The organism is Deltaproteobacteria bacterium (genome assembly GCA_016875395.1).
GTDB lineage: Bacteria > Myxococcota_A > UBA9160 > UBA9160 > UBA6930 > VGRF01.
Window position 1 is genome coordinate 322,065 of the sequence record VGRF01000001.1, and the last position, 22,923, is coordinate 344,987.

At 70.8% G+C, this 22,923-nt stretch carries 20 protein-coding genes; 8 read left to right on the forward strand and 12 right to left on the reverse strand.

Features of this window, described 5'->3' with window-relative positions; all coding sequences use genetic code 11:
• Nucleotides 1-6 precede the first annotated feature (6 nt).
• From FJ091_01625 to FJ091_01635, 3 genes are all read right to left on the reverse strand, one after another.
• Nucleotides 7-1,113: an NAD(P)H-binding protein gene (locus FJ091_01625; GenBank protein MBM4382045.1), complete on the reverse strand. Its 1,107-nt coding sequence runs from the start codon at nt 1,111-1,113 to the stop codon at nt 7-9.
• A 9-nt stretch (nt 1,114-1,122) separates the two neighbouring features.
• The gene (locus FJ091_01630) at nt 1,123-1,737 is read right to left on the reverse strand and encodes a hypothetical protein (protein MBM4382046.1); all 615 of its coding nucleotides are present in this window, start codon (nt 1,735-1,737) and stop codon (nt 1,123-1,125) included.
• A 422-nt stretch (nt 1,738-2,159) separates the two neighbouring features.
• Nucleotides 2,160-3,608, reverse strand: a complete 1,449-nt coding sequence (locus FJ091_01635) for an adenosylhomocysteinase (protein MBM4382047.1) — start codon at nt 3,606-3,608, stop codon at nt 2,160-2,162.
• Here FJ091_01635 and FJ091_01640 point away from each other — a divergent pair.
• Nucleotides 3,489-4,538 carry an NUDIX hydrolase gene (locus FJ091_01640; GenBank protein MBM4382048.1) on the forward strand — a complete coding sequence of 350 codons (1,050 nt, stop codon included), beginning with the start codon at nt 3,489-3,491 and terminating at the stop codon, nt 4,536-4,538. The two genes, FJ091_01635 and FJ091_01640, sit on opposite strands and share 120 nt — an antisense overlap.
• Nucleotides 4,539-4,558: 20 nt before the next feature.
• Entirely contained in the window at nt 4,559-5,332 is a 774-nt protein-coding gene (locus tag FJ091_01645; GenBank protein ID MBM4382049.1) for a transglycosylase domain-containing protein, read from the forward strand.
• 15 nt (nt 5,333-5,347) lie between these two features.
• On the opposite strand, the gene FJ091_01650 is transcribed toward FJ091_01645, so the two are convergent.
• The 4 genes from FJ091_01650 to FJ091_01665 form a co-directional block, all read right to left on the reverse strand.
• Nucleotides 5,348-5,974, reverse strand: a complete 627-nt coding sequence (locus FJ091_01650) for a hypothetical protein (protein ID MBM4382050.1) — start codon at nt 5,972-5,974, stop codon at nt 5,348-5,350.
• A gap of 63 nt (nt 5,975-6,037) precedes the next feature.
• On the reverse strand, nt 6,038-6,898 hold the full coding sequence (locus tag FJ091_01655; GenBank protein MBM4382051.1) for an SDR family oxidoreductase: 861 nt from the start codon (nt 6,896-6,898) through the stop codon (nt 6,038-6,040).
• A 22-nt stretch (nt 6,899-6,920) separates the two neighbouring features.
• Nucleotides 6,921-7,310, reverse strand: coding sequence for a Co2+/Mg2+ efflux protein ApaG (gene apaG / locus FJ091_01660; GenBank protein ID MBM4382052.1), 390 nt, complete (start codon nt 7,308-7,310; stop codon nt 6,921-6,923).
• 4 nt (nt 7,311-7,314) lie between these two features.
• Nucleotides 7,315-8,505: an MFS transporter gene (locus FJ091_01665; protein ID MBM4382053.1), complete on the reverse strand. Its 1,191-nt coding sequence runs from the start codon at nt 8,503-8,505 to the stop codon at nt 7,315-7,317.
• A gap of 58 nt (nt 8,506-8,563) precedes the next feature.
• Here FJ091_01665 and FJ091_01670 point away from each other — a divergent pair, with 58 nt between their 5' ends.
• The gene (locus FJ091_01670) at nt 8,564-9,442 is read left to right on the forward strand and encodes an LLM class F420-dependent oxidoreductase (GenBank protein ID MBM4382054.1); all 879 of its coding nucleotides are present in this window, start codon (nt 8,564-8,566) and stop codon (nt 9,440-9,442) included.
• Here FJ091_01670 and FJ091_01675 read toward each other — a convergent pair whose 3' ends face one another.
• Nucleotides 9,443-11,125, reverse strand: coding sequence for a M28 family peptidase (locus FJ091_01675; protein ID MBM4382055.1), 1,683 nt, complete (start codon nt 11,123-11,125; stop codon nt 9,443-9,445).
• 197 nt (nt 11,126-11,322) lie between these two features.
• Nucleotides 11,323-13,836: an ATP-dependent DNA helicase RecQ gene (locus FJ091_01680; protein ID MBM4382056.1), complete on the reverse strand. Its 2,514-nt coding sequence runs from the start codon at nt 13,834-13,836 to the stop codon at nt 11,323-11,325.
• A gap of 352 nt (nt 13,837-14,188) precedes the next feature.
• Between FJ091_01680 and fbp the strand changes: the two genes are divergently transcribed.
• The 4 genes from fbp to FJ091_01700 all read left to right on the forward strand — a co-directional run bounded on the left by fbp (nt 14,189) and on the right by FJ091_01700 (nt 18,136).
• Entirely contained in the window at nt 14,189-15,160 is a 972-nt protein-coding gene (gene fbp, locus FJ091_01685; GenBank protein ID MBM4382057.1) for a class 1 fructose-bisphosphatase, read from the forward strand.
• 473 nt (nt 15,161-15,633) lie between these two features.
• Nucleotides 15,634-16,476 carry a fumarylacetoacetate hydrolase family protein gene (locus FJ091_01690; GenBank protein ID MBM4382058.1) on the forward strand — a complete coding sequence of 281 codons (843 nt, stop codon included), beginning with the start codon at nt 15,634-15,636 and terminating at the stop codon, nt 16,474-16,476.
• On the forward strand, nt 16,473-17,297 hold the full coding sequence (locus FJ091_01695) for an RNA methyltransferase (protein MBM4382059.1): 825 nt from the start codon (nt 16,473-16,475) through the stop codon (nt 17,295-17,297). Before FJ091_01690 ends, FJ091_01695 begins: the two co-directional genes overlap by 4 nt.
• A 5-nt stretch (nt 17,298-17,302) precedes the next feature.
• Entirely contained in the window at nt 17,303-18,136 is an 834-nt protein-coding gene (locus FJ091_01700) for an NAD-dependent epimerase/dehydratase family protein (GenBank protein ID MBM4382060.1), read from the forward strand.
• On the opposite strand, the gene FJ091_01705 is transcribed toward FJ091_01700, so the two are convergent.
• On the reverse strand, nt 18,126-19,598 hold the full coding sequence (locus FJ091_01705; protein ID MBM4382061.1) for an SLC13/DASS family transporter: 1,473 nt from the start codon (nt 19,596-19,598) through the stop codon (nt 18,126-18,128). The genes FJ091_01700 and FJ091_01705 overlap by 11 nt on opposite strands.
• Before the next feature lie 34 nt (nt 19,599-19,632).
• On the opposite strand from FJ091_01705, the gene FJ091_01710 reads away from it, so the two are divergent.
• The gene (locus FJ091_01710) at nt 19,633-20,514 is read left to right on the forward strand and encodes a methyltransferase domain-containing protein (protein MBM4382062.1); all 882 of its coding nucleotides are present in this window, start codon (nt 19,633-19,635) and stop codon (nt 20,512-20,514) included.
• Nucleotides 20,515-20,698: 184 nt separating this feature from the next.
• Here the strand turns inward: FJ091_01710 and FJ091_01715 are convergent, their stop codons facing one another.
• Entirely contained in the window at nt 20,699-21,763 is a 1,065-nt protein-coding gene (locus FJ091_01715; protein ID MBM4382063.1) for a type IV pilus twitching motility protein PilT, read from the reverse strand.
• Between the two features lie 3 nt (nt 21,764-21,766).
• Nucleotides 21,767-22,831, reverse strand: coding sequence for a type IV pilus twitching motility protein PilT (locus FJ091_01720; GenBank protein ID MBM4382064.1), 1,065 nt, complete (start codon nt 22,829-22,831; stop codon nt 21,767-21,769).
• Nucleotides 22,832-22,923: the final 92 nt, after the last annotated feature.

Here is a 22,923-nt window from a genome sequence, read left to right on the forward strand (position 1 = left end):
AGTCCCCTAATGCTTCGGCAGATAGCCGAGCGCGCGCATCGCTTCGAGGTGCTGCACGATGCACTCCTCGCTGTCGATGCAATCGCCGAAGCCGAGCTGGCGCGCCTTGATGCTCGACACCAGCGTGGGCACCGGCGGCGGCGCGGGCGCGGCCCACAGGATGTCGGCGTACTGCCAGCTGAGGCCGATCAGCGCGTCCAGGTCCGCGACGCGAAGCGATTCGCGCTGCGCGATGCGTCGCCACACGTCGGCGCGCTGCGGCAGCGCGTCGCCCACGCGTCCGGGCTTCTCTTCCACGCGCATGCCGAACATCGCGGCGAGCCGCTCGAAGAACGTGCGCCACACGATCACGTCGCCGTTCGTGAGGTTGATCGCCTCGCGGTTCGCGCGCGGCTCGCGCCAGCTCCACTCGATCGCCGCCGCGATGATGCGCGCGTCGATGCACTCGGTCAGCACGTGCGCGTGACCCGGGAAGACGAGGGCGTCGCCGAGCTCGCGCTGGATCGCGGCGTAGGCGCCGAGCGTGGCGACGGGATTCATCGCGCTGCCGATGGCGACGCCGAGCACGACCTGCGGCCGGAAGATCGTCCACGCGAAGCCTTGTTTCGCCGCGCGCGTCTCCAGCTCGTCCTGCTGCACGAAATAGAAGTTCGCGTGGTTGCGCTTCGCGTCGTGCTCGCGCGCGGGCACGCGCATCGCGAGGCCTGCATGCGCGCCGTACGCCTTCGTGCCCTGGAGCAGCGAGACGTGCGCGAGCGGCGCGCCGCCGAGCGCCGCGAAGGTGTTTCGGAGCATGGCGCCGTTCACGTCGACGTGATCGGGCGCGAGCCAGCCGCGAATCAGCTCGGGCTTCTCGTAGAGCGCGGCGTAGACGAGATGCGTCGCGTCGCGATGCGGCGCGAGCGCCGCGCGCGTGGCGGCCTCGTCCTGCAGATCGCAGCGCACCCACTGCACCGCGTTCGGGGCGCCGCGCAGCGCGTGCTCGAGGCCGCTGTCGGGCGCGCGCCGCGCGAGGCCGACGACCTGCACGTCGTCGCGCGCCGCGAGGCGCTCCACTACGGCGCGTCCGATCACCCCGAGCGCGCCCGTCACGAGAACTTTGTGTTTCGCCATGACGCGACGCTATCGCGCGCGCACGCCTTCGCGCGCCAGCAGCGCGCGCGTTGCGGCGCAGAAGTCACTCGACGAGTCGAGCACCGCGACGCTGCCGTGCATGTCCTGCATCAAGCAGCCGGGCTCCTCGCAGTGCGGGCTCCCGAGCGCATGCCCGAGCTCGTGCACGCACACGCGCGAGAACATCACGCGCGCGTGGGCCGCGTCGTCGGCGCTGCGCGCGATGCGGTGACTCGACGCCACGGCCGCGCGGCCGCCGATCGTGCCGAGGCCGAAGATTCCCCAGTCGTTGGCTTCGCCCTGAGTCGTGGAGATGTCGCCGGCGGTGACGCCGAGAATGCGCGCGGCGCCGCTCGGTACGCGCGACTCGAGCACGCGCACGATCACTTCCGCGCGATGTCGGCGCCGCGGCGCGTACCACGCCGTCGCCGGCAGCGGCTCCGGCTCGAGGCGCAGCAGGACGGCACCCAACAGCTCGCGCGCCAGCCTCTCCACCGCGGCGAGCGTCGCTTCGTCGGGCGTGGGAAGCAGCGGCAGCAGCGCGATCGTGAGCTTCGCCGCGGGATCTCGCGCGCAGGCGAGGGCGCCCACGACGCCCGCACAGAACCCTCGCCGCGTGATCACGGTGCTACCTCCGCGCCTCGATGACGAAGATCGCGTTCACGTCTTGCGCCGCCGCAGACTTCGTTCCCGATCAGCCGGCCCTGGGACGAGATCGTGGCGCACGAGCCCGACGCGCTCCTCTTGCTCGGCGACAACATCTAACTCAGAGGCGACGCGCACGAGACGCCCGAAGCGCTCGTAGCCGATCTGGATGCGCGCTGGGCGGACCAGCTCGGGGGGGGGGGGGGGGGGGGGGGCGGACTTCGCCGCGCTGCTCGCGCAGCCGCGCGCACACGGGGCGGCGGTGCTCGCGACTTGCGCGCGTTCTCATGCTCGACGCACGTTCGTTTCGCAGCGCAAGCAACGCCGCGATGCATTCATCGCGCTCGCGGATCGGCGCGTTCCGAAGAGCGAACGCACGAACCGCAACCGCTGACGCTCGCCTAATACCTGTAGTGGTCGGGCTTGAAGGGTCCTTCGACCGACACGTCGAGGTAGCTCGCCTGTGCGGGCGTGAGCTTCGTCAGCTTCACGCCGAGATGATCGAGGTGAAGGCGCGCGACTTCCTCGTCGAGCTTTTTCGGCAGCACGTAGACCTTCTTCTCGTACGTCGCGCCGTTCGCGCGCAGGTCGAGCTGCGCGAGCACCTGATTCGTGAAGCTCGCCGACATCACGAAGCTCGGGTGGCCCGTGGCGCAGCCGAGGTTGAGCAGGCGGCCCTCGGCGAGCACGAGAATGCTCTTGCCGCCGGGGAACACGAACTCGTCGTACTGCGGCTTGATCGTGATGCGCGCAATGCCCGGCACCGCCTTGAGGCCGGCCATGTCGATCTCGTTGTCGAAGTGACCGATGTTGCCGACGATCGCTTTGTCCTTCATGCGCGACATGTCTTCGGCGGTGATGACGTGCGCGTTGCCCGTCGCGGTGATGAAGATGTCCGCGCTCTCGAGCACCTCGTCGAGCGTCGTGACCTGATAACCCTCCATGGCCGCTTGCAGCGCGCAGATCGGGTCGATCTCGGTGATGACGACGCGGCAGCCTTGGCCGCGGAGCGCCTGCGCGCAGCCCTTGCCGACTTCGCCGAAGCCCGCGACGACGGCGACCTTGCCGCCGAGCATCACGTCGGTCGCGCGCATCAGGCCGTCGGGCAGCGAGTGCCGGCAGCCGTAGATGTTGTCGAACTTCGACTTGGTGACGGAGTCGTTCACGTTGATCGCGGGGAAGAGCAGCGTGCCCGCGCGCTCCATCTGATAGAGGCGATGCACGCCCGTCGTCGTCTCTTCGGAAACGCCGCGCACCTTCGGCGAGATGCGTGCCCACACGCCGGGGTGGCTCTTCTGCATCCCGCGCGCGAGATCGAGGATCACGCCCCACTCCTCGGGGTCCTTCTTCGCGTCGAAGTCGGGCACGCGGCCCGCGCGCTCCCACTCGAGCCCGCGGTGGAGCAGCAGCGTCGCGTCGCCGCCGTCGTCGACGAGCTGATCGGGGCCGGAGCCATCGGGCCATAACAAGGCGGCGGCCGTGCACCACCAGTACTCCTCGAGCGTCTCGCCCTTCCACGCATAGACCGCGATGCCGCGCGGGTCCGCGGGCGTGCCGTCCGGGCCGACCGCGACGGCGGCGGCGGCGGAGTCCTGCGTGGAGAAGATGTTGCACGAGACCCAGCGCACGTCGGCGCCGAGCGCGGTGAGCGTCTCGATCAGCACCGCGGTCTGCACCGTCATGTGCAGCGAGCCCATCACTCGCACGCCGCGCAGCGGCTTGCTCGCGCCATGGCGCCGCCGCAGCTCCATCAGCCCCGGCATCTCGTGCTCGGCGAGCCGAATCTCCTTGCGGCCGAGCTCGGCGAGCGAGAGGTCCTTCACCTTGAAGCGGGGAACGGTCGTGTCCATGGGGCTCCTGAAAGTTTGGCGGGCGCGGGCGCCCATGCATCTGTGTATGCGGATGCATGGGAAGTGACGGCGCAAGCTAAGGAAATCGGCGGCGCGGCGGAAGGGGGAGAGCTGGGTCAGACCCCGAGGGGTGAAGCAGTGCAGGGGTCAGACCCTGCGAAGTTGTGGCGGGGCGGGCGGGGCGCTTCGCGCTTCGGCGGCATACGCTGCGCCGCCATTTCCGAAGCCGAAGCGCCTCCCGCTCCTGCCCCCGCTCCCGCCGCCGGCCGCGTCGTTCCGCGCGACGCCGCGGCGCTCGTGCTCTGCCGCCGCGATCAGGGCGAGCCGCAGATCCTGCTCGGGCGGCGCGCCGGCGGTCTCAAGTTCATGCCCAACCTCTACGTGTTTCCGGGCGGGCGTGTGGACCCCGCCGACGCGCGCGCGGCCCGGGCTACGGACCTGCGACCCGAGGTGCTCGCCAAGCTCACGATCGGCGCCTCGGCGGTGCGCGCGCACGCGCTCGCGATGGCCGCGGTGCGCGAGACGTACGAGGAAGCCGGGCTGCTCGTCGGTCAGCGCAGCGAGCGGCGCCTGCGCAGCAAGTCCGAGACGTGGGGGAAGTTCTTCGCGAACCGCGTCGTGCCCGCGCTGCACGGCCTCGACTACATCGCGCGCGCGATCACGCCGCCCGGCAACCCGCGCCGCTTCGACACGCGCTTCTTCCTGGCGGACGCCTCGCACGCGCACGCACCCGACGCCCTCGAAGGCAGCGGCGAGCTACTCGATCTGCGCTGGGTCGCGCTCTCGAAGGCGCGCGAGCTCCCGCTGCCCGAAGCGACGCTGATGGTGATCGCCGAGGTCGAGAAGCGCGTCGCCGTTGCCGACCCGAGCCGCGTGCCGATTCCGTTCGCGCGCTTCGTGCGCGACGGCGTGCGGCTGGAGCACCTGTAACCGCGCGGCGCGAGGTGCGAATGGCGCGACGCCGGTGTGCGATCGCACTCAGCGTCGGTGTCGTGCTGATCGCGCTGCTCACACCGCCGGTCTCCGCGCTGCGCTCCGGCGCCGTCGTCTACCTCGCTTACGAGGCTGACGGCGTCGCCCGCTTCGAACGCAGCGTCGGGCCGCTCGCGGCGCTCGGAGGGGGCGAAGCGTGGCTGGGCGAGAAGGACGTGAGCCCAGCCTGCCGCGCTGCCACCGTCGCCGCCGAGGACTTGCGCTTCTACGACCACCCCGGAATCGACCGCGTCGCGATCACGCACGCGCTGCTTCGCAACGCGCGGCACGGCCGCGTCGTGTGGGGCGGCAGCACGATCACGCAGCAGGTCGTGAAGAACTTGTTCCTCGGCCGCGAGCAGACGCCACTGCGAAAGCTGCGCGAGACGCTCGGCGCGCTCTGGCTCGATCGCATGCTCTCGAAGGAGCAGCAGCTCACCTGGTATCTGAACGTCGCCGAGTTCGGCCCGCGCACCTATGGCCTCGCGGCTGCAGCACAGCGCAGCTACGGCAAGCCCGCGCACGCTCTCGAGCTGGCTGAGTGCATCGCGCTGCTCGCGCGCTTGCCGGATCCCGTGCGCAGCGACCGCGAGCTCGCGCGCGGCCCGATTCCCGCGCGCATCGTGCTGCGCTGGCGCGGCACGCTGCGCGCGCTCGCTCGCGCCGGCTCCGTGTCGGCGGGTGAGCTCGCGCAGGCGCACGCAGCGCTCGCTCGAAGCAGCTTTCGCGCACTCACTGCGTTCGAGCGGTGAGCGCGCGCGAACGCGTCAGTCCGCGAGGTCGGCGAGACCGGCCAGGTCGATCCGATCCGCCCACGCGCGCAGCTCGTCGGGAGGAATCTGCGAGCTCTGGAGATGGACGAGGAAGCGGCCCGCGACGAGGATGTGGAGCTCGCATCGCCGTGAGCCGTTGTCCCACACTTCGTAGGCCGGGTTGCCCGCGATCGTCACGCCCTTCTGATATCCGGTCGTCGATTCGTGCGACATCATCGACATCATCTGGAACGGCGCCGCGACCATCTCCGCGAACCCGCCATCCGTGATCTGAATCGTGACGTCAGCTTGTGGTGAATCGCCGGCCGCGGCTCGGCTGTACTGGCCGGTTACGAACGTCACCTTGTATTCGGGCATCGAAGTGGTCGAGCCATCCGGAGTCGCGGCGGTCCAGTCCGTCGGCGCAGCGGGAAGCAGCGGGATGAGCGCGTTGAAGCTGACGGGATCGACGACCGTGCGCGCTGCAGGCGCCGCAGAGTCCGCGGGCTCCGCGTCGCCAGAGTCCGCGGGAGCCGTGTCGCCAACGTCCGCGACATTGGCGACGCGGTTGCCGGCGTCGTCGCCGCACGCGAAGAGGAAGAACGCCGCGACGAGCGCGGTCGAGATGCGATGGCAGCGCACGAGGTGACCTCCACTGAGAGCTCCGCGACCGACGCGACGCTACGCCACCCGAGTGAGCGTCGCTCACGCCGGGTACGTGAACCCCGTCAGCCGCTCGCTCACGTCCCACAGCCGCTTCGCGGTCGCGTCGTCGCGGCAGTGCGGCGCCGGCTCCTTCAGCTTGCAGTCGGAGTAATAGGCGCCGCTCCGGCCAGCCGCGTCGGGCGAGGTCGCCGCGTAGAGCGACGTCTCCGCGCCTTCCTCGGGCGTCTTCATGAACAGCATGATGAGCTTGTGCAACGCCTTCATCGCGGCGCCGCCTTGGCCCGCGCCGAGATTCGTGGAGACGCCGCCGGGGTGAACGCAGTTGATCGTCAGGTCCGCGCTGCCGTAGCGGCGCGCGAGCTCGCGCGTGAAGTGGATGTTCGCGCTCTTCGACTTTCCGTACACGCGCATCGCCGCGTACTTCTTCTCGCTGTGCAGGTCCGCGAGATCGAGCGCGCCGAACTTGTGCGCCTCGGACGCGACGCTCACGATGCGCGCGCCCTTCGTGGCGCGCAGCTTCGGCAAGAGGATGCCCGTGAGGTGGAAGTAGCCGAGGTGGTTGATCGCGAACGTTGCCTCGAAGCCGTCGGGCGTCGTCTCGCGCTTCATCAGCGTGACGCCGTGGTTGTTGATCAGCAGGTCGAGCGCGTCGACGCGCTTCGCGAGCTCCTCGCCGACCCGCCGCACTTCCGCCTGCGCCGCGAAGTCGCCGCGGATCACCTCGGCGTCGCACTTCGGCGCCGCGGCGCGAATCGCGTCCAGCGTCTCCTTCGCGCGGGTCTCGTTGCGCCCCACGAGCAAGAGGCGCGCGCCGCGACGTGCGAGCTCGACTGCGGTCGCGCGCCCGATGCCGGAGGTGGCGCCCGTAATGACTGCGGTCTTGCCTGCGAGCGAGGTCATCGAAGTCTCCTGGGCGGCCAAGTCAGTTGATCACGCGCGGCTCGCCGAGGCCGAACGGCGCGATCACCGCGTCGAAGGCGGCGCCGCCCGGCGCGACCATGCGGTACGTGCCGCGCATCGAGCCGACGGGAGTCTGCAGCGGGCAGGCCGACGTGTACTCGAAGGCTTCGCCGGGCTCGAGCACGGGCTGCTCGCCGACCACGCCCGGCCCGCGCACTTCCTGCTCTTTGCCGTTGCCGTCCGTGATGATCCAGTGGCGCGAGATCAGCTGCGCCACGCGGTCGCCTTCGTTCTCGATGCGCACGTGATACGAGAAGAACCACTGGCCCTCGTCGGGCGCCGAGCGCTCCGCTTCGAAGCGGGACTCCACCGTCACGCGAATTCCCTGGGTCACTGCTTCGCTGCGAAACACGGGATTACTCCATGCGCCAAACGTTCGAGGTGGCGGCGATCGTCGCGATCAGCGCGAGCATCGCGCAGCCGAGGGCCACAGTAGCCGCGAGCGGCCCGAGCGCGTCGCCGAGCGCGCCCGCGAGCAGCGCGCCGGGCGGGCCCGACGCGACGAAGGCGAGCTGATGCACGGCCATGATGCGCGCGCGTTCCTCAGCGGGAGCGCGCTCTTGGAAGAGCGCGCGGCCCGTCGTCATGAAGAATCCGCCGGCGAGGCCCCAGGCGAACGTGAACAGCACGATCGCTTCGAAGGCGAGCCCGAGGCCGCAGCCGATCACCGTGAGCGCGCCGAGCGCCTGCGCGGTGATCAATGCCGCGCCTTTGCGCCGCACTCCGCGCAGGAACACGAAGCCCGAGGCGAAGATCGTGCCGGCGGGGAACGCGAACAGCAGCACCGCGATCTCGTCGACGCCGCCCTGATAAACGTCGCGCACCATCACCGGGAAGAGCACGTTGTAAGCGCCGCTGAAGAACAGCCCGACGCCGGCGACGAGCGGCCACACCGCGCGCACTTCGTTGCGCCACACGAAGCGCACGCCCGAGGCGACTTCGGCGAAGCGCAGCGGCTCGCGGCGCGGCGCGCCCGCGGGCTTGCCGGGGAGCCGGAAGCAGAACGCGGCGCCGAGCGCGACGACGCACGCCTGGATCGCGAGCGCGCGCGGCGCACCGAGCGCGTCGGCGTTCTTCGCGACGAGCATGCCGATGCCCTGCGCGGTGAACTGCGCCGTAATCACTCCCGCGACGGCACGGGTGAGCTGCGTGCCGGCGACGCGCGAGAGCAGGCTGTCGCGCGACGGGTTCGCGAAGCTGTTCACGAGCCCCGTGAAGAGCGCGGCGCCGAACAGCAACTCGAGCGAGAGCGCGCCGCGCGGAATCGAGAGCGCGATCGCGAGCGGCGCGATCCCCGCCGCGACGTGCAGCAGCGCGAGCAGCCAGCGCGCGTCGACGCGATCCGCGAGCGCGCCGCCGAAGGGCAGCAGGAAGATCGTGGGCAGCATCGTCGCCATCTGCACGACGCCGGTGTTGGTCGCGCTCTCGTGCAGCACGTTCACCACGAGCCACGGCACGAGCACCTGCTGCATGCCCCACGCGCCGAACCAGCTCGCGGAGCCGGCGAGCAGCCAAGGGAATCGCGGGTCGAAGCGCTGCTCTGCCATGGAACGCGGAACGGTAGGAGAGAGAGCGAAGTAGAGTGCGGCCGGCGAGGAGAACTCGATGAAGATCGGCCTCCAGATTCCCAACTTCACGTGGCCCGGCGGGCCGGCGCAGCTGCCGGCGAAGCTGCGCGCGATCGCGCAGACCGCAGACGAAGGCGGGCTCGCGAGCCTGTGGATGATGGATCACTTCTTCCAGATCCCGCCCGTGGGCGCGGCCGAGCTCGACATGCTCGAGGGCTACAGCGCGCTCTCCTACCTCGCGGGCCTCACGAGGCGCGCGACGCTCGGCACGATGGTCACGGGCGTGACGTACCGGCATCCCGGCGTGCTCGTGAAGACGGTGACGACGCTCGACGTGCTGTCGGGCGGGCGCGCAGTGCTCGGCATCGGCGCGGCGTGGTTCGAGCGCGAGCACCGCGGCCTCGGCGTCGCGTTCCCGCCGCTGAAGGAGCGCTTCGAGCGGCTCGAAGAGGCGCTCGAGATCGCGCACCTGATGTGGAGCGGCGGCGTGCACCGCTTCGACGGCAAGCACTACCAGCTCGCCGAGACGCTGAACGTGCCGAAGGCACGAACGATCCCGCGCCCGCCGATCCTGATCGGCGGCATGGGCGAGCAGAAGACGCTGCGCCTCGTCGCGAAGTACGCCGACGCGTGCAACCTCTTCACCTACGCGGGCGCGGCGCTCATCCGGCAGAAGCTCGACGTGCTGCGCCGCCACTGTGATGCGCTGAAGCGCGACTACGACCGCATCGAGAAGACGTCGCTCGCGACGCTCACGCTGACCGACGACGCGAGCGTCGACGCGGCGGTGGCGACCTGCCGCGAGCTCGCGAGCGCGGGCATCCAGCACGCGATCTTCAACATGACGAACGTGTCCGACGTGAAGCCGGTCGAGCTGCTCGCGCGCAAGGTGCTGCCGCAGGTGCGCGGGCTGTAGCTACTCCGCGGTGAGCGCTTCGAGCGCGGCCTTCCGCGTCGTCTCGAACTCGTCGCCCGCGCGCCAGGTCGGCATCGCGTCCGCCTCAGCAGCCGCGGCGCCGACCCAGAAGCCGAGCTGCGCGTCTTCGACGGCGCCGGCGAAGTCCCAGGAGTCGTCGAGCTCGTCGCTCGGCTGGTGGTAGCGCTCGGCTTCGTACTGCACGCGCTGCTCGGAGAGCCATCCCGCAGGCTTGCCGATGCCCTCGCCCGCGGCACGGAAGTAGAGCGCGGGCACGCCGATGCGCGCGAAGTTGAGCTGGTCCGAGCGGTAGTAGAAGCCGCGGTCGGGGAAGCGCTCGTCGACGATCGCGCGGCTTTGGCGCGCGGCGGCCAGCGCGAGCAGCTCTTCGAGAGAGGATTTGCCGCGGCCGATCACTTCGACGGCACTACTGCGCGCGAGGATGTTCGCACCGTCGAAGTTGACGTTCGCGGCAAGGCGGCCGGGCGGCGCAGTCGGATTCGCGGCGTAGAACTTCGACCCTAACAAGCCTTGCTCCTCGGCTGCGACGAACGCGAACAGCACGCTGCGCCGCGGCGGTCTCGGCAGCGCCGCGAACGCTTCCGCGACGTTCGCGACGACCGCGACTCCCGCGGCGTTGTCGAGCGCGCCGTTGTAGATGCCATCGCCGCTCGCGTCGGGCTCGCCGATGCCGAGGTGATCGTGATGCGCCGTGTACACGACGATCTGGTCGCGCAGCTTCGCGTCGCGCCCAGGCAGCAGCGCCAGCACGTTCGCCGTCTCGATGCGCCGCAGCGCAGCGCGCACCTCGAGCGAGGTAGTCGCGCCGAGCGCGACCGGCGCGAACTCGCGCGACTTCGCGCGCTCGGTCAGCTGCGCGAAGTCGTGGCCGCCGAGCGCTGCGATCTCGCGCGCCTTCGCCTCCGTCACCCAGCCGCGCACTTCGTTCGTCGGCTCGTCGCCGAGCGGTAGCTGGTACTCCTCCTTGCCCCACGACGTGCGCACCACCTGCCAGGGGTAACCGGCGGACGGCGTCGTGTGCACGGCGACCGCCGCGGCTGCGCCGTGCCGCGCGGCCTCGGCGAATTTGTAATCCCAGCGTCCGTAGTAGAGCCGGCGGTTGCCTGCGAAGAGCGCGTCGTCCCAGTCGGGATCGTTGTTGAGGATCAGCACGGTCTTGCCGCGCACGTCGCTCTTGTAGTCGTTCCAGTCGAACTCGGACGCGACGATCCCGTAGCCGACGAAGACGACTTCGCTGTCCGCGACACGCGCGAGCTCGCGCTGCTTCTCGCCGATCGCGACGAAATCTTCGCGCGGCTTCAGCGTCGCGACGGCGCCGTTCGCGCCGAGAAAGCGCCACTCGGCCGGCAGGTCCGGCTGCACGGCGATCATCTCGAAGCGCTGCTGATACGTGCCGTCGGCGGCGCCGGGCGCGAAGCCGAGCGCCTGCATGCGCGCTTCGAGCCACGCGCGCGCCTTCGCGTCGCCCGCGCTGCCAGGGCCGCGGCCCTCGTAGGCGTCGCTGCCGAGCTCCGCGACGACACTGCGGATCGAGTCCGCGCTGATCTTCGCGGTTGCGCGCTTCGCACCGCGCGGGAGGCGCAGTTCGTCGCCGGCTCGCGCCGCGAGCAGCGCGAGCGGGAGCGCTCCGAGCAGAGTGATTAGGGCGAAGCGCGTGCGCATGACTCCTCCAGGGCGCGCGAATTCTACGTCTGCGCGGCGCGAAGCGAGCGCCGCCGAATCTGCGGGTTAGCGCCGAGGGGCAGCTCCGGCAGAGCGAGGCGCCGCGTCGACGAGCAGCTGAACGAGTGTCGGATCGGGAAGGCGCTGGCCCACGGGCAGCAGCGCCGCAAAGGCTGGGCCGTGCGCCGGAGCGCGCGCTACTCGCCGCCGGATCCAGACGAGTCCGGCGAACCGGACGGCCCGCGGTCACCGTCGCCGCCGAAGCCACCGCCGTCGCCACCGCCACCGCCATCGCCTTGCGGTGCGCCTCCTTCGAAGCGCTCTCGCCAGCGCCGTCCGCGTCCGCCGCGCCGGCGTCCGCGGCGCCGGCGGCGGAATCCGCCCTGGCCGTTGTTGTTAGGGCCACCGTGCCACGGCGCGCCGCCCTCGGGCCGTTCACCCTGAGCAGGCGCGCCGCCCTCGTGCATCTCGGACGCGATGTCGTCGAGCGAGATGCGCTCGTACGATTGGCCCGCGATCTGCGCCTCGCCGGCTTGGAAGCGCGGCTCGCCCGCGAACGGAGCGCCGCCTTCGCCGCCGGGATGCGGCGCGTTCGGGAACTGCCCGTTCTCGAAGCGCTCGCGGTTCCGGCCACGTCTGCGGCGGCGCTTGTTACGGCGCCCGCCGAACTGCTGGCCCTCGGGATGCGGGTGACCACCGCGCTGCGGATGTCCCCCGTGCTGCGGGCGGCGCCCGTGCTGTCCGTGGCGACCACGCTTGTTACGGCCGCGACCGCGCCGGCGCTCGTCGCCGCGCGGCGGCGCGAGCGGCTCCCAGAACGAATCGGGACGATCCGCCTGCCCGCGGCAGCGGTCGCACATGCCGCACGCCTCGCCGTCGTCCTCGCCGAAGTACTCGCGCAGGAACCACGCGCGGCACGAAGGGCCGGTGGCGTAATCGGCGACTGCGTCGAGGCGGCGCGCGTCCTGCGTTCGCAGCGTCTCGAACTGGCCGGCGAGCAGGCGCGCGCGCGGCTCGAACTCTTCGAGCGGCACCACGACGTAGATCGCCGTCGGGTCCCACTTCACGAGCTCGGCTTCTTCGAGCAGCGAGAGCAGCGCGGTGGTGGTGCGCGAGCCGAGCTCGCCCGAGAGCGAGAGCGCGTCGACGCTCGGCACCTTGTCTTCCTTCGCCCACGCGAGCAGCGCCGACGCGAGGCGGAACAGCTGCTCGGGCCGCACGCGGCTGCGCGAGAGCAGCGCCTCGTGGATGGCGCGGTCTTCGGGCGAGTAGAGCATGATGCAGTTCGAGCGGCGGCCATCGCGCCCCGCGCGCCCGGCTTCCTGCACGTACTGCTCGAGCGACGACGGCGCCTGGTAGTGCATCACGTAGCGGATGTCGGGCTTGTCGATGCCGAGGCCGAACGCGCTGGTCGCGACCATCACGGTGCGGCGCCCACGCGACATGAAGCCCTCTTGATTCTTCGCGCGCTCGGACGAGCTCATCTTGCCGTGGTAGCGGTGCGAGGGAACGCCGAAGCGCTGCAGCACGGTGTAGAGCTCGTCGACGTCGCGCGTGGTCGAGCAGTAGATGATGCCCGGCCGCCGCACGCGCAGCGCGAGGCGCACGAGCGCGCGCAGCCGCGCGCCGGACGAGCAGTGCAGCACGTCGAAGGCGAGGTTCGAGCGATGCGGCGAAGTCGCGACCACCTGCGGGTCGCGCATGCCTACGAAGCGCACGATCGCGAGGCGCACCTTCTCGGTGGCCGTGGCCGTCAGGGCGAGCGCAGGCGGGCCGCCGAGCGCCTTCAGCCGCTCGCCGATCTTCAGGTACGCGGGGCGGAAGTCGTAGCCCCACTCGGAGATGCAGTGCGCCTCGTCGACGGCGGCCATCGAGATGCCGCCCTTGGTGAGCGCGACCTGCGCGTCGGGCGAGCCGAGCGTCTCGGGCGTCGTCATCACGAGCAGCCGCTCGCCCTTCGCAATCTCGGCGAGCGCGTTCTCGCGCTCCTTCCCGCGCACCGTGCCGTCGAGCTTCACGCACGGCACGCCGAGCCGGCGCATCTTCTCGAACTGATCTTTCATCAGCGCGAGCAGCGGCGAGAGCACGAGCACGGGCTTCGAGAGGATCAGCGAAGGGATCTGGTAACAGGCGCTCTTGCCGAAGCCGGTCGGCAGCACCATCAGCACGTCGTCGCCGCGCAGGAGCATGTCGATCACGCGCTCTTGCTCGGGGTGCAGCTGAGAGATGCCGAGCCGCTGCGCGGCCTTCTGCATCGCCGCCAGACGCTCCTCGGGCGTGTCGAGGGGTACCGGTCCTACGAACAGCGGGCCGGACTGGGCGACGATCTCGTCCTCGACGATCTCGTCCTCTTCGTGCGCGATCGTCTGCGCGAGGGCGTAGAGCTCGTCCTCGCCTTGGCGGTCGGCGGTCACCTCGCGCCGGATCGCCTCGAGCATCTCCTCATCGATCGGCGAGGCACGCTCGGGGAGCGCGTCCGCGGGTAGCTCATCGGCGGCCAGTAAGGGCTCTTCGGGCGCCGGCTCCGCAGCCGGCTTGCGCCGCGTCGCGCGCTTCTTGGGCGCCGGCTTCGGGGATTCCTCAACGCTGGCGGCAGCTTCGGCCGCCTCGGGTGTCGCCTCGGTCGCCTCGGACGCAGGGGCGTCGGGCGCAACCTGCTTGCGGCGCACGGGGGCACGGCGCTTCGGCTTGGGGCCGGTGGAGTCGCTCAATCCGCTTCCTTCGCAAGCGCGCGAGGGCCGAGCCCCGGCGCGCAAGTCGCAGCGGTTTCGACCTGAGCCGCCGGGGATTGGCCCGGGCTTCGGCCCTCGCACCCGCTGCGGGTGGACCCGCGTCGTCCGTCAGGACGCGCCGCGAAGTGACTCACGGGTAACGCACGGCCGGCGGGCGCACCACGGGTGCGCGCAAGAAAGTTGCATGAGGGGATGCGCGCGGCCGGGACCCGAACCTCCCGCGTCTGACGTAGGAGGTTCGATGTCGGGGGGTGAGCGCTCCCGTTACGTTGCGCCCCCCGCCGCGCACCTACGGGGCGCGCGGCGCTGCGCCGTACATCCAGGGGAGCCCATGACCGACTCGACCCTCGTCCGCGAGAACCTCACCACCCTCGGCAAGCACCTGCGCGCGAATCAGCCCGCGGGCCTCGCCGACGTCGTCGAGGCGATCGCGCTCGCCGGCAAGGCGATCGCGCGCAAAGTGCAGCGCGCGCGCATCGACGACGTGATCGGCGTGGCCGGCGCGGTCAACGTGCAGGGCGAGGTGCAGCAGAAGCTCGACGTGATCTCGGACGCGCTGATGCTCGAGTGCCTGCGCGCCTGCCCGAGCTGCGCGGTCTACGCGAGCGAGGAGCAGGAGAAGCCGTGCGTGATTCGCACCAAGAGCGCCGGCGGGCAGTACGTGGTGCTCGCGGATCCGCTCGACGGCTCGTCGAACATCGACGTCGCGGTCTCGGTCGGCACGATCTTCAGCGTGCTCCATAACAACCAGCCCGACGCGTCTACCGAGAGCGCGGTGCTGCAGAAAGGCGCCGCGCAGGTGGCCGCGGGCTACGTGCTCTACGGCACCTCGGTGCTGCTCGTGCTCGCGACCGCGAAGGGCACCGACATGTACGCGCTCGATCCGGGCATCGGCGAGTTCGTGCTCGTGAAGAGCAAGCTCGCGGTTCCGGCCGAGAGCAAGACGTACTCGATCAACGAGGCTTACGTGAACGACTTCGCGGACGGCCTGCGCGCGTACCTCGATTTTGCGCACGGTGCTGGATACGGCGCGCGCTACATCGGCTCGATGGTCGCGGACGTGCACCGCACGCTGCTGAAGGGCGGGGTGTTCATCTACCCGGGCACGAAGAAGGCGCCGAAGGGAAAGCTGCGGCTGATGTACGAGTGCAATCCGATGGCGTACGTGCTGGAGCAGGCGGGCGGGGCAGGCTCGACGGGGGCGCAGCGGATTCTCGAGGTGGCGCCGGGTGGGCTGCATGACCGGGTGCCGGCGATTCTTGGGAGTGCGAAGGAAGTGGAGCACGTCACGCGGCACGGGTGAGCTTGCTGGCGATTGGAAGAGCCGCGAAGTCGAAGACTCTTCGCGGCGAGAAGAACGCTGGTTCGGGATTCCGGCCGCGCGCCGGGCGGGCCGCGGCTGCGCCGAATGGCTCGCGGCGACCTTTGGCGGGAAGCGCCATCGGGTTTGATCCGCGGCGTTGCCTGAGGTCGCGGCATTCCCGTGGGTCGCCGCTGCGCTTGATTTCGGCTCCGCCGCGGCCCGCCCGGCGCGCGGCCTCCTCGGTTCGCCAGCGACGGTGACGGTCGCCGCGTGCGGTTGTCTTGAGAGCGGCGAATCGACGGGGCCATCGAGGCCCCGTCGATTCGCGCTGCGCGCGTGCTGCTGGCGAGCGCGTTACGGCTGCGAGGTGCACGAAGAGGCGGAGGCGGAGGCGGATGCGGAGGCGGAGCCGCCGGGTCGAAGACTCCCGGCGGCGGAGGCTAGGGTGGCTGGTTGGTGTGAAGGAGAGTGCGATGCGTTTGGCGAATCTGCGGGGGCGCGCGGTGTTGCTGTCGCGCGACATGACGCGCGGCTTGGATTTGGAGAGCGCGTCGTCGGGGCGCTTTGGGCCGGAGCCGATGCAGGCGCTGGCGAGCTTCGAGGGTGTGCGTGCGTTCGGCTCGGGGCTCGACCTGTCGGGCGCGCCGGAGATCGATGGGAGGTTGTTAGGGCCTTGCTCGCCGCGGCCGCGGGCGGTGTTCGGGATTGGGTTGAATTACCGGGATCATGCGGCGGAGGCGGGGCTGCCCGTGCCGAAGGAGCCGCTGGTGTTCACGAAGTTTCCGAGCTGTCTCGCGGGGCCGACGAGCGACGTGATCGTGTTCGGGGATCGCGTGGACTGGGAGGCGGAGCTCGTCGTCGTGATTGGGAAGCGCGCGGAGAACGTCGCGGAGCCGCGCGCGCTCGAGTACGTCGCGGGGTACTGCTGTGGGCAGGACATCAGCGATCGCAAGCTGCAGTTCGCGAGCCAGCCGCCGCAGTTTTCGCTCGGGAAGTCGCGCGCGACGTTCGGGCCGATCGGGCCGGCGATCGTCACGCTCGACGAGCTCGCGAAGCCGCTCGACCTCGCGATCACGTGCGATCTCGACGCGGAGCGCATGCAGACGTCGCGCACGGATCAGCTGATCTTCGGCGTGCCCGAGCTGATCGCGTACCTGTCGCGGCACTGCGAGCTGCTGCCCGGTGATCTGATCTTCACGGGCACGCCGGGCGGCGTGGGCTCGGTGCGCAAGCGGTACCTCAAGCCGGGCGAGACGATCCGCACCGAGATCGAGGGCGTGGGCACGCTCGTGAATCGCTGCGTCGCTCCCGCGTGAATCCGGTCGCGATCGCCGATCGGGACGACCCGCGCATCGCGAGTTATCAGGCGGTGCGCGAGGCCGACCTGCTCGCGCAGCGCGGCGTGTTCGTCGCCGAGAGCCGCATCGTGGTGGAGCGGCTGCTCGCGTCGCGGCGCTTCGCGGTGCGCTCGCTGCTCGTGAACGAGACTGCGCTGGCGGCGCTCGCGCCCGCGCTCGCGGCGTACCCGGGCGCGCCCGAGGTGTTCGTCGTGTCGCGCGACCTGATCTCGTCGCTCGCGGGCTACCGCGTGCACCAAGGCTGCCTCGCGCTCGCGGAGCGCGGCGCCGAGCTGGCGCCCGAGGCGCTCGCGGCGGGCGCGGCCGGCGGGTTGTTACTGGCGCTCGAGCAGCTCGGCGATCCGGACAACGTGGGCGGCGTGTTCCGCAGCGCGCGCGCGTTCGGCGCGGACGGCGTGCTGCTCTCGCCGGGCGGCGCCGATCCGCTCTACCGCAAGGCGATCCGCGTCTCGATGGGTGCGACGCTGCAGCTGCCGTTCGCGCGCTGCGCCGCCTGGCCGCGCGAGCTCGAGAAGCTCCGCGCGGCGGGATGGGCGGTGCTCGCGGCGGTCTCCCAGCCGGATGCGGTCGACGTGCGCGAGTTCGGCGCCGCGCGCGCGCTGCCCGAGCGCGTGTGCCTCGTGCTCGGCAGCGAGGGCTACGGCCTCAGCGCCGCGGCGCGCGAGGTGGCCGACGCCCGCGTGACGATCCGCATGCGCGCCGGCTTCGACTCGCTGAACGTCTCTGCCGCGAGCGCGATCCTGCTGCACCACTTCTCGCGCGCCGCGCGCGCGCAGTAACGCGCGTGCGCGTGCTCGTCGCCGGCGCGGGCTACGTGGGCGCACAGCTCGTGCGCCTCCTCGCGGATGCCGGGCACGAAGTGCTCGCGCTGCGGCGCTCGCCGCAGGCGGCTGCCGATTCTCGCGTGCGCTGGCTCGCGTGCGATCTCGCAGATGCGCGTGCCCTCGCGGCGCTGCCGCTCGCGGGCGTAGAGGCGCTCGCCTACCTCGTCGCCGCCGACGCGCGCGACGAAGCGGCGTATCAGCGCGCGTACGTCGATGGCCTCGCGAGCTTGCTCGCACGGCTGCGCGCGGAGTCGGCGCTGAAGCGCGTGCTGTTCGCGTCGAGCACTTCGGTCTACGCGCAGGACGACGGCAGCTGGGTCGACGAGTCGTCTCCCACGGAGCCGCTCGATTTCCCGGGGCAGCGCGTGCTCGAAGGCGAGGGTGTAGCGCGCGGCGCGGGGTGCACGGCGATCGCGCTGCGCCTCGGCGGGATCTACGGCCCCGGCCGCACCGCGCTGCTCGAGCGCGTGCGCCGGGGTGGAGCGCGGCTCCCGAGCGCGCCGCACTTCACGAATCGCATCCACCGCGACGACGCCGCGCGCGCGTGCGCGCATCTACTCGCCCTCCCGGCGCCGGCGAGTTGTTACGTCGGCGTGGACTGTGAGCCCGCAGATCAGGCCGACGTGATGCGGTGGATCGCTGCGCGTGCGGGCGCCCAGCCGCCGCGCGGCGCCTACGACGCCAGCGGCGCGCCGAGCGGCAAGCGCTGCAGCAGTGCCCGCCTGCGCGCGAGCGGCTTCACGTTCACGCACCCGAGCTACCGCGAGGGCTACTCCGCGCTGCTCAGCCAATGACGCGCGGCACGATCCACCAGCACCACGCGCTGACGATCAGCGCCGCGAGCACGTCGAGCGCGGCGCCCGTGCGCGCCATCACCGGCACCTTCACGTAGCCGGAGCCGAACACGATCGCGTTGGGGGGCGTGCCGGCGGGCAGCGCGAAGTCGCAGGACGAGGCGAGCGCGGCGGAGACGAGCGCGACGTTCGTGTGCTCGGGCGAGACGCTGCTCACGAGGATCGGCAACATCACGGCGGTGGTGGCGACGTTCGAGGCAAACGCCGAGAGCGTCACGGTCGCGAGGCTCGCGAGGGCAACCTGTGCGAAGGCCGGGAACTCGCGGAGCGCGGTGAGCTGGCCGCCGAGCCACGCGGAGAGACCGCTCGCCTCGACCGCGGCGGCCATCGAGAAGCCGCCGCCTAACAACACGAGCGCCTCCCACTGCAGCAGCCGGAACGAGCGCGGGGCGAGCACGCGCTCGCCGCGCACACGCCAGAGGATCAGCGCGAGCGAAGCGCTGAGCGCGATCGCCGCCTCGACGTGCGAGCTGCCGAGCTTGAACGCGGTCACCTGCAGCTTCAGCCAATCCGTGATCGGCTTGCCCGCGATCCACAGCGCCGCTGCGGCCACGAACACGACCATCACTGCGCGTTCCGCGCGCTGCAGCGGCCCGAGCGCGCGCGCTTCGCTCGCGAGGGCCGCTTCGCCGACCGCTTGCGCCGGCGCGTCGCGGCGGCCCACCCGCCAGAGCGCGAGCCACAGCACGGGCACGAACGCGATCACGAAGGGGAGGCCGATCGCCATGAAGCCGAGGAACGAGACGTCGACGCCGCGCTCCTGCACGAGGAAGCCCGCGAGCTGCGCGTTGGGCACGGTGCCGATCTTCGTGCCCATGCCGCCGACGTTCGCGCCATACGCGATCGCAAGCATCATCGCGCAGCCGAACCCGGCGAGGCGCCGCCCAGCCTGGCGCTCGAGCTCCCGCAGCACGGCGAGGCCGATCGGCAGCATCATCGCGGCGGTGGCGGTGTTGGAGATCCAGAGCGAGACGAGCGCGGTCGAGGCGAGCACGCCCAACAAGAGCCGCCGCGGCGCGGTGCCGACGCGGCGCATGATCGCGAGCGCGACGCGGCGGTGCAGGTTCCACTGCTGCATCGCCGCGGCGATGCCCATGCCGCCGAGGAACAGGAAGATGTACGGGTCGAGGTAGGGCAGCAGCGCGCCTAACAAGTTCACGCCGAAGCCGTCGCCGTGGACGCGCGTGAACGGATAGAGCGCGAGCGGAATCAGCGCGGTGAGCCAGAGCGGCGCGGCCTCGCCGATCCACCAGATCGCCATCCACGCGGTGACGCCCGCCGCGAGCGCCGGCAGCGCGCCGTACTCGCCGAAATCCCGCAGCGGCGAATCGAGAAAGGCGAGGGCGGCGAACGCGACGAGGCCGAGCGCGAACGGGATCGGCTTGATCGGGAGACTCGGCACGCGCGCATTCTATGGAGGGCTACGGTGCTTCGCGATGAGCACCGCCGAGATCGCCGCCGCGCGCGCAGCATTCGCGGTCTCGCTGCGCGAGAAGGGGCGTGTCTCCGATCCGCGCATCCTCGCCGCGTTCGCGTCGGTACCGCGCGAAGACTTCCTCGGCCGCGGACCGTGGCTCACGCTGCCCGATGCGGCGGGCTACCGCTCCACGCCCGACGCCGACGTGAGGCGCGTCTACGAGGACGTCGCGATCGCGCTCGACCCCGCGCGCATGCTGAACAACGGCAGCCCCGGCTTCCTCGGGCGCGTGATCGAGGCGCTCGAAGTGAAGGAAGGCGAGCGCGTCGCGCACATCGGCTGCTCCACGGGTTATTACTCCGCGATCCTTGGCGAAGTGGTCGGCCCACGCGGTCGCGTGATCGCGGTCGAGCTCGCGCCGGATCTCGTGGAGCGCGCGCGCAAGAACCTCGCGCGCTGGAAGCAGGTCGAGGTGCGCCACGCCGACGGCGTGACGCAGCCCGCGGAGAACGTCGACGTCGTGTTCGTGCAGGCGGGCGTCACGCACCCGCAGCAGCGCTGGCTCGACGTGCTGCCCGTGGGCGGCCGCCTCGCGCTCGCGCTGACCGCGATCCTCCCGCCCTCGCGCGTGCGCCGCATCGTGCGCGACCACGCCGGCTGGTTACTCGTCGCCAGGAAGACCGAACGCGGCTTCCACGCGCGCTTCCTCGAAGTGATCGGCGTGCAAGCCCTCCTCGGCGGCCGCGACGCCGCCGTGCAAGCGCGCCTCCGCGCCGCCTACGACCGCGAGCGCGGCAACCGCCCACCCGTCGCCTCGCTCCGCACCGACTCCCACGCGCAAGAAGCAGCCTGCTGGCTCCACGAAGAATCGTGGTGCCTCTCCCGCCGCGAGCTCTCCTAACAACACCGCGCCGCGCTCCACCCGAAACTCGACGCGCGTTCGCCCGAACGCCAGATCGTCTCGGCAGTCGAACGCTCCACCCAGTCACGTCGGCCGAGGCAGCAAGCGAAGCGCGCAGCAAACCGCGGAGTCTTCGACGCGGTTTGCGATGTAAACAAGGAAGAAGGCGAATGCGAAGTGGCAGTCAGTCCGCCGGCGCAAACCGCTCAAACCGCCCCTTATCATTCGCCTTCATGTAAGCGTCCTTGCCCGCGATCTTGTTCTCGCTCGCGAGCTGGAAGAGCACGTCGTCCATCGCCTGCATGCCCTCGCTCTTCCCGCCCTGAATCACCGACGCGAGCATCTGGATGTTGCCCTCGCGGATCAAGTTCGGGAGGCCCTGCGTCCGCAGCAGAATCTCGTGCACGGCCATGCGGCCCTTGCCGTCGGCAGTCGGCAATAACAACTGCGCGACGACGGCGGCGAGCGACTCGCTGAGGCTGAGGCGCACCTGCGGCTGCTCGCTCGCGGGGAACGCGTCGATGATGCGATCGATCGTCTTCGCCGCGCTGTTCGTGTGCAGCGTGCCGAACACGAGCATGCCCATCTCGGCCGCGGTGATCGCGAGCGAGATCGTCTCGCGATCGCGCATTTCGCCCACGAGCACGACGTCGGCGTCTTGGCGCACGGCGGCGCGCAGCGCAGGGGCGAAGCCCTTCGTGTGGTACCCGATTTCGCGGTGCGAGAGCACCGACTGCTGGTTCTGGTGCACGAACTCGACGGGATCTTCGATCGTGACGATGTGGCGCGAGTTCTCGCGATTGATCTTGTCGATGATCGCCGCGAGCGTCGTCGACTTACCGGAGCCGGTCGGGCCCGTGACGACGACGAGGCCTTGGCGCAACTCCGCCAGCTTCCGGATCGCGGGCGGAACCTTCAGGTCGTCCACCGTGAGGATCTTCTCGGGAATGATTCGGAACACCGCGCCCACGCCGGTCTGCTGCACGAAGTAGTTCGCGCGGAAGCGCGCGACGCCGTCGAGGCCGTACGCGAAGTCCGCGTCATGCGTCTCCTCGTACTCGTTCCAGCAATAGTCCGCGCACACCTCGCGCAGCATCTCGCGCAGCTTCCCGTTCTCGACGGGGCTCCAGCCGGCAACGTCGGCGAGCTCGCCGTGAATGCGCACGCGCGGCGTGCGGCCCGCGGCGAGGTGCAGGTCCGAGCCCTTGTTCTCTTTCAGGTACTTCAGCAGGCGATCGATCTCGGCCACGTCTCACCCCTTGATCCGCTTCGGGTCGTCGGCGTTGCGCAGCGCCTCTTCGCGCGAGATCTGACCGCTCGCGACGAGCTTCGAGAGCGAGTCGTCGAGCAGCTGCATGCCATGCGCGCCGCCCATCTGCATGATCGAGAACAGCTGGAAGGTCTTGTTCTCGCGGATCAGATTTCCCACGGCCTTGTTGTTGACGAGCACCTCGAGCGCCGGCACGCGCTTCGAGCCGTCCTTGCTCGGCACGAGCCGCTGCGAGATCACCGCGCGCAGCGACTCCGAAACCATGTTGCGAATCTGATCCTGCTGGTCGGCGGGGAACACGCCGACCAGGCGGTTGATCGTGCGGATCGCGCTGTTGGTGTGCAGCGTGCCGAGCACGAGGTGGCCCGTCTCCGCTGCGGTGAGCGCGAGCGAGATCGTCTCGAGATCGCGCAGCTCGCCGATCACGATCACGTCGGGGTCTTCGCGCAGCGCCGCACGCAGCGCTCGCGCGAACGACTCGGTGTGCGGCCCGACCGTGCGCTGGTTCACCGCGCAGCGCTTCGGCGCGTGCACGTACTCGATCGGATCTTCGACCGTGAGGATGTGCTCCTGACGCTCCTCGTTCACGAGGTCGACGAGCGCGGCGAGCGTCGACGACTTTCCGCAGTTCGCGGGGCCCGTAACCAGCACGAGGCCTTGGTGGAAATTGGTGAAGCGCGCGAGCGACGCAGGCATGCCGAGGGACTCGAGCGACGGAATCTGCTCGGGAATCACGCGAAACACGCCGTCGTAGCCGCGCTGCTGGCGGTACACGTTGACGCGGAAGCGGCCGAAGCCGGGCACCTGATACGCGAAGTCGAGCTCGCCGCGTTCGCGGAAGATCCTCTCCTGCTCCGGGTTCAGTGCGGAGAACACGATGCGCTCGGCGCGATCGGGCGTGATCGGCGACTTGTCCGCGGCGATGAACTGCCCGTGCAGGCGCAGGCGCAGCGGCATGCCCGAGTGGATGTGCACGTCCGACGCGCCGCGCTCGATGCCCACCCGTAACAAGTTGTGCAGCTCGGTCGGATCGCTGCCGCGCCGCATCGCCGCCTCCGAACGCGGTGCGACGCGTTCGACGGGAGGCGCCGCTGCAGTGCGCGCGGCGGCCGGCGGCGGCGCGGGTGGCGCCACGCTGC

What these genes read in the sequence shown, in the direction of transcription:
- FJ091_01625 (MBM4382045.1), bottom strand. Translation starts at nt 1,113, where the DNA reads ATGGCGAAACACAAAGTTCTCGTGACGGGCGCGCTCGGGGTGATCGGA.
- FJ091_01640 (MBM4382048.1), top strand. Translation starts at nt 3,489, where the DNA reads ATGGCGCCGCCGCAGCTCCATCAGCCCCGGCATCTCGTGCTCGGCGAG.
- FJ091_01635 (MBM4382047.1), bottom strand. Translation starts at nt 3,608, where the DNA reads ATGGACACGACCGTTCCCCGCTTCAAGGTGAAGGACCTCTCGCTCGCC.
- FJ091_01645 (MBM4382049.1), top strand. Translation starts at nt 4,559, where the DNA reads ATGGCGCGACGCCGGTGTGCGATCGCACTCAGCGTCGGTGTCGTGCTG.
- FJ091_01655 (MBM4382051.1), bottom strand. Translation starts at nt 6,898, where the DNA reads ATGACCTCGCTCGCAGGCAAGACCGCAGTCATTACGGGCGCCACCTCC.
- FJ091_01665 (MBM4382053.1), bottom strand. Translation starts at nt 8,505, where the DNA reads ATGGCAGAGCAGCGCTTCGACCCGCGATTCCCTTGGCTGCTCGCCGGC.
- FJ091_01670 (MBM4382054.1), top strand. Translation starts at nt 8,564, where the DNA reads ATGAAGATCGGCCTCCAGATTCCCAACTTCACGTGGCCCGGCGGGCCG.
- FJ091_01675 (MBM4382055.1), bottom strand. Translation starts at nt 11,125, where the DNA reads ATGCGCACGCGCTTCGCCCTAATCACTCTGCTCGGAGCGCTCCCGCTC.
- fbp (MBM4382057.1), top strand. Translation starts at nt 14,189, where the DNA reads ATGACCGACTCGACCCTCGTCCGCGAGAACCTCACCACCCTCGGCAAG.
- FJ091_01690 (MBM4382058.1), top strand. Translation starts at nt 15,634, where the DNA reads ATGCGTTTGGCGAATCTGCGGGGGCGCGCGGTGTTGCTGTCGCGCGAC.
- FJ091_01710 (MBM4382062.1), top strand. Translation starts at nt 19,633, where the DNA reads ATGAGCACCGCCGAGATCGCCGCCGCGCGCGCAGCATTCGCGGTCTCG.
- FJ091_01720 (MBM4382064.1), bottom strand. Translation starts at nt 22,831, where the DNA reads ATGCGGCGCGGCAGCGATCCGACCGAGCTGCACAACTTGTTACGGGTG.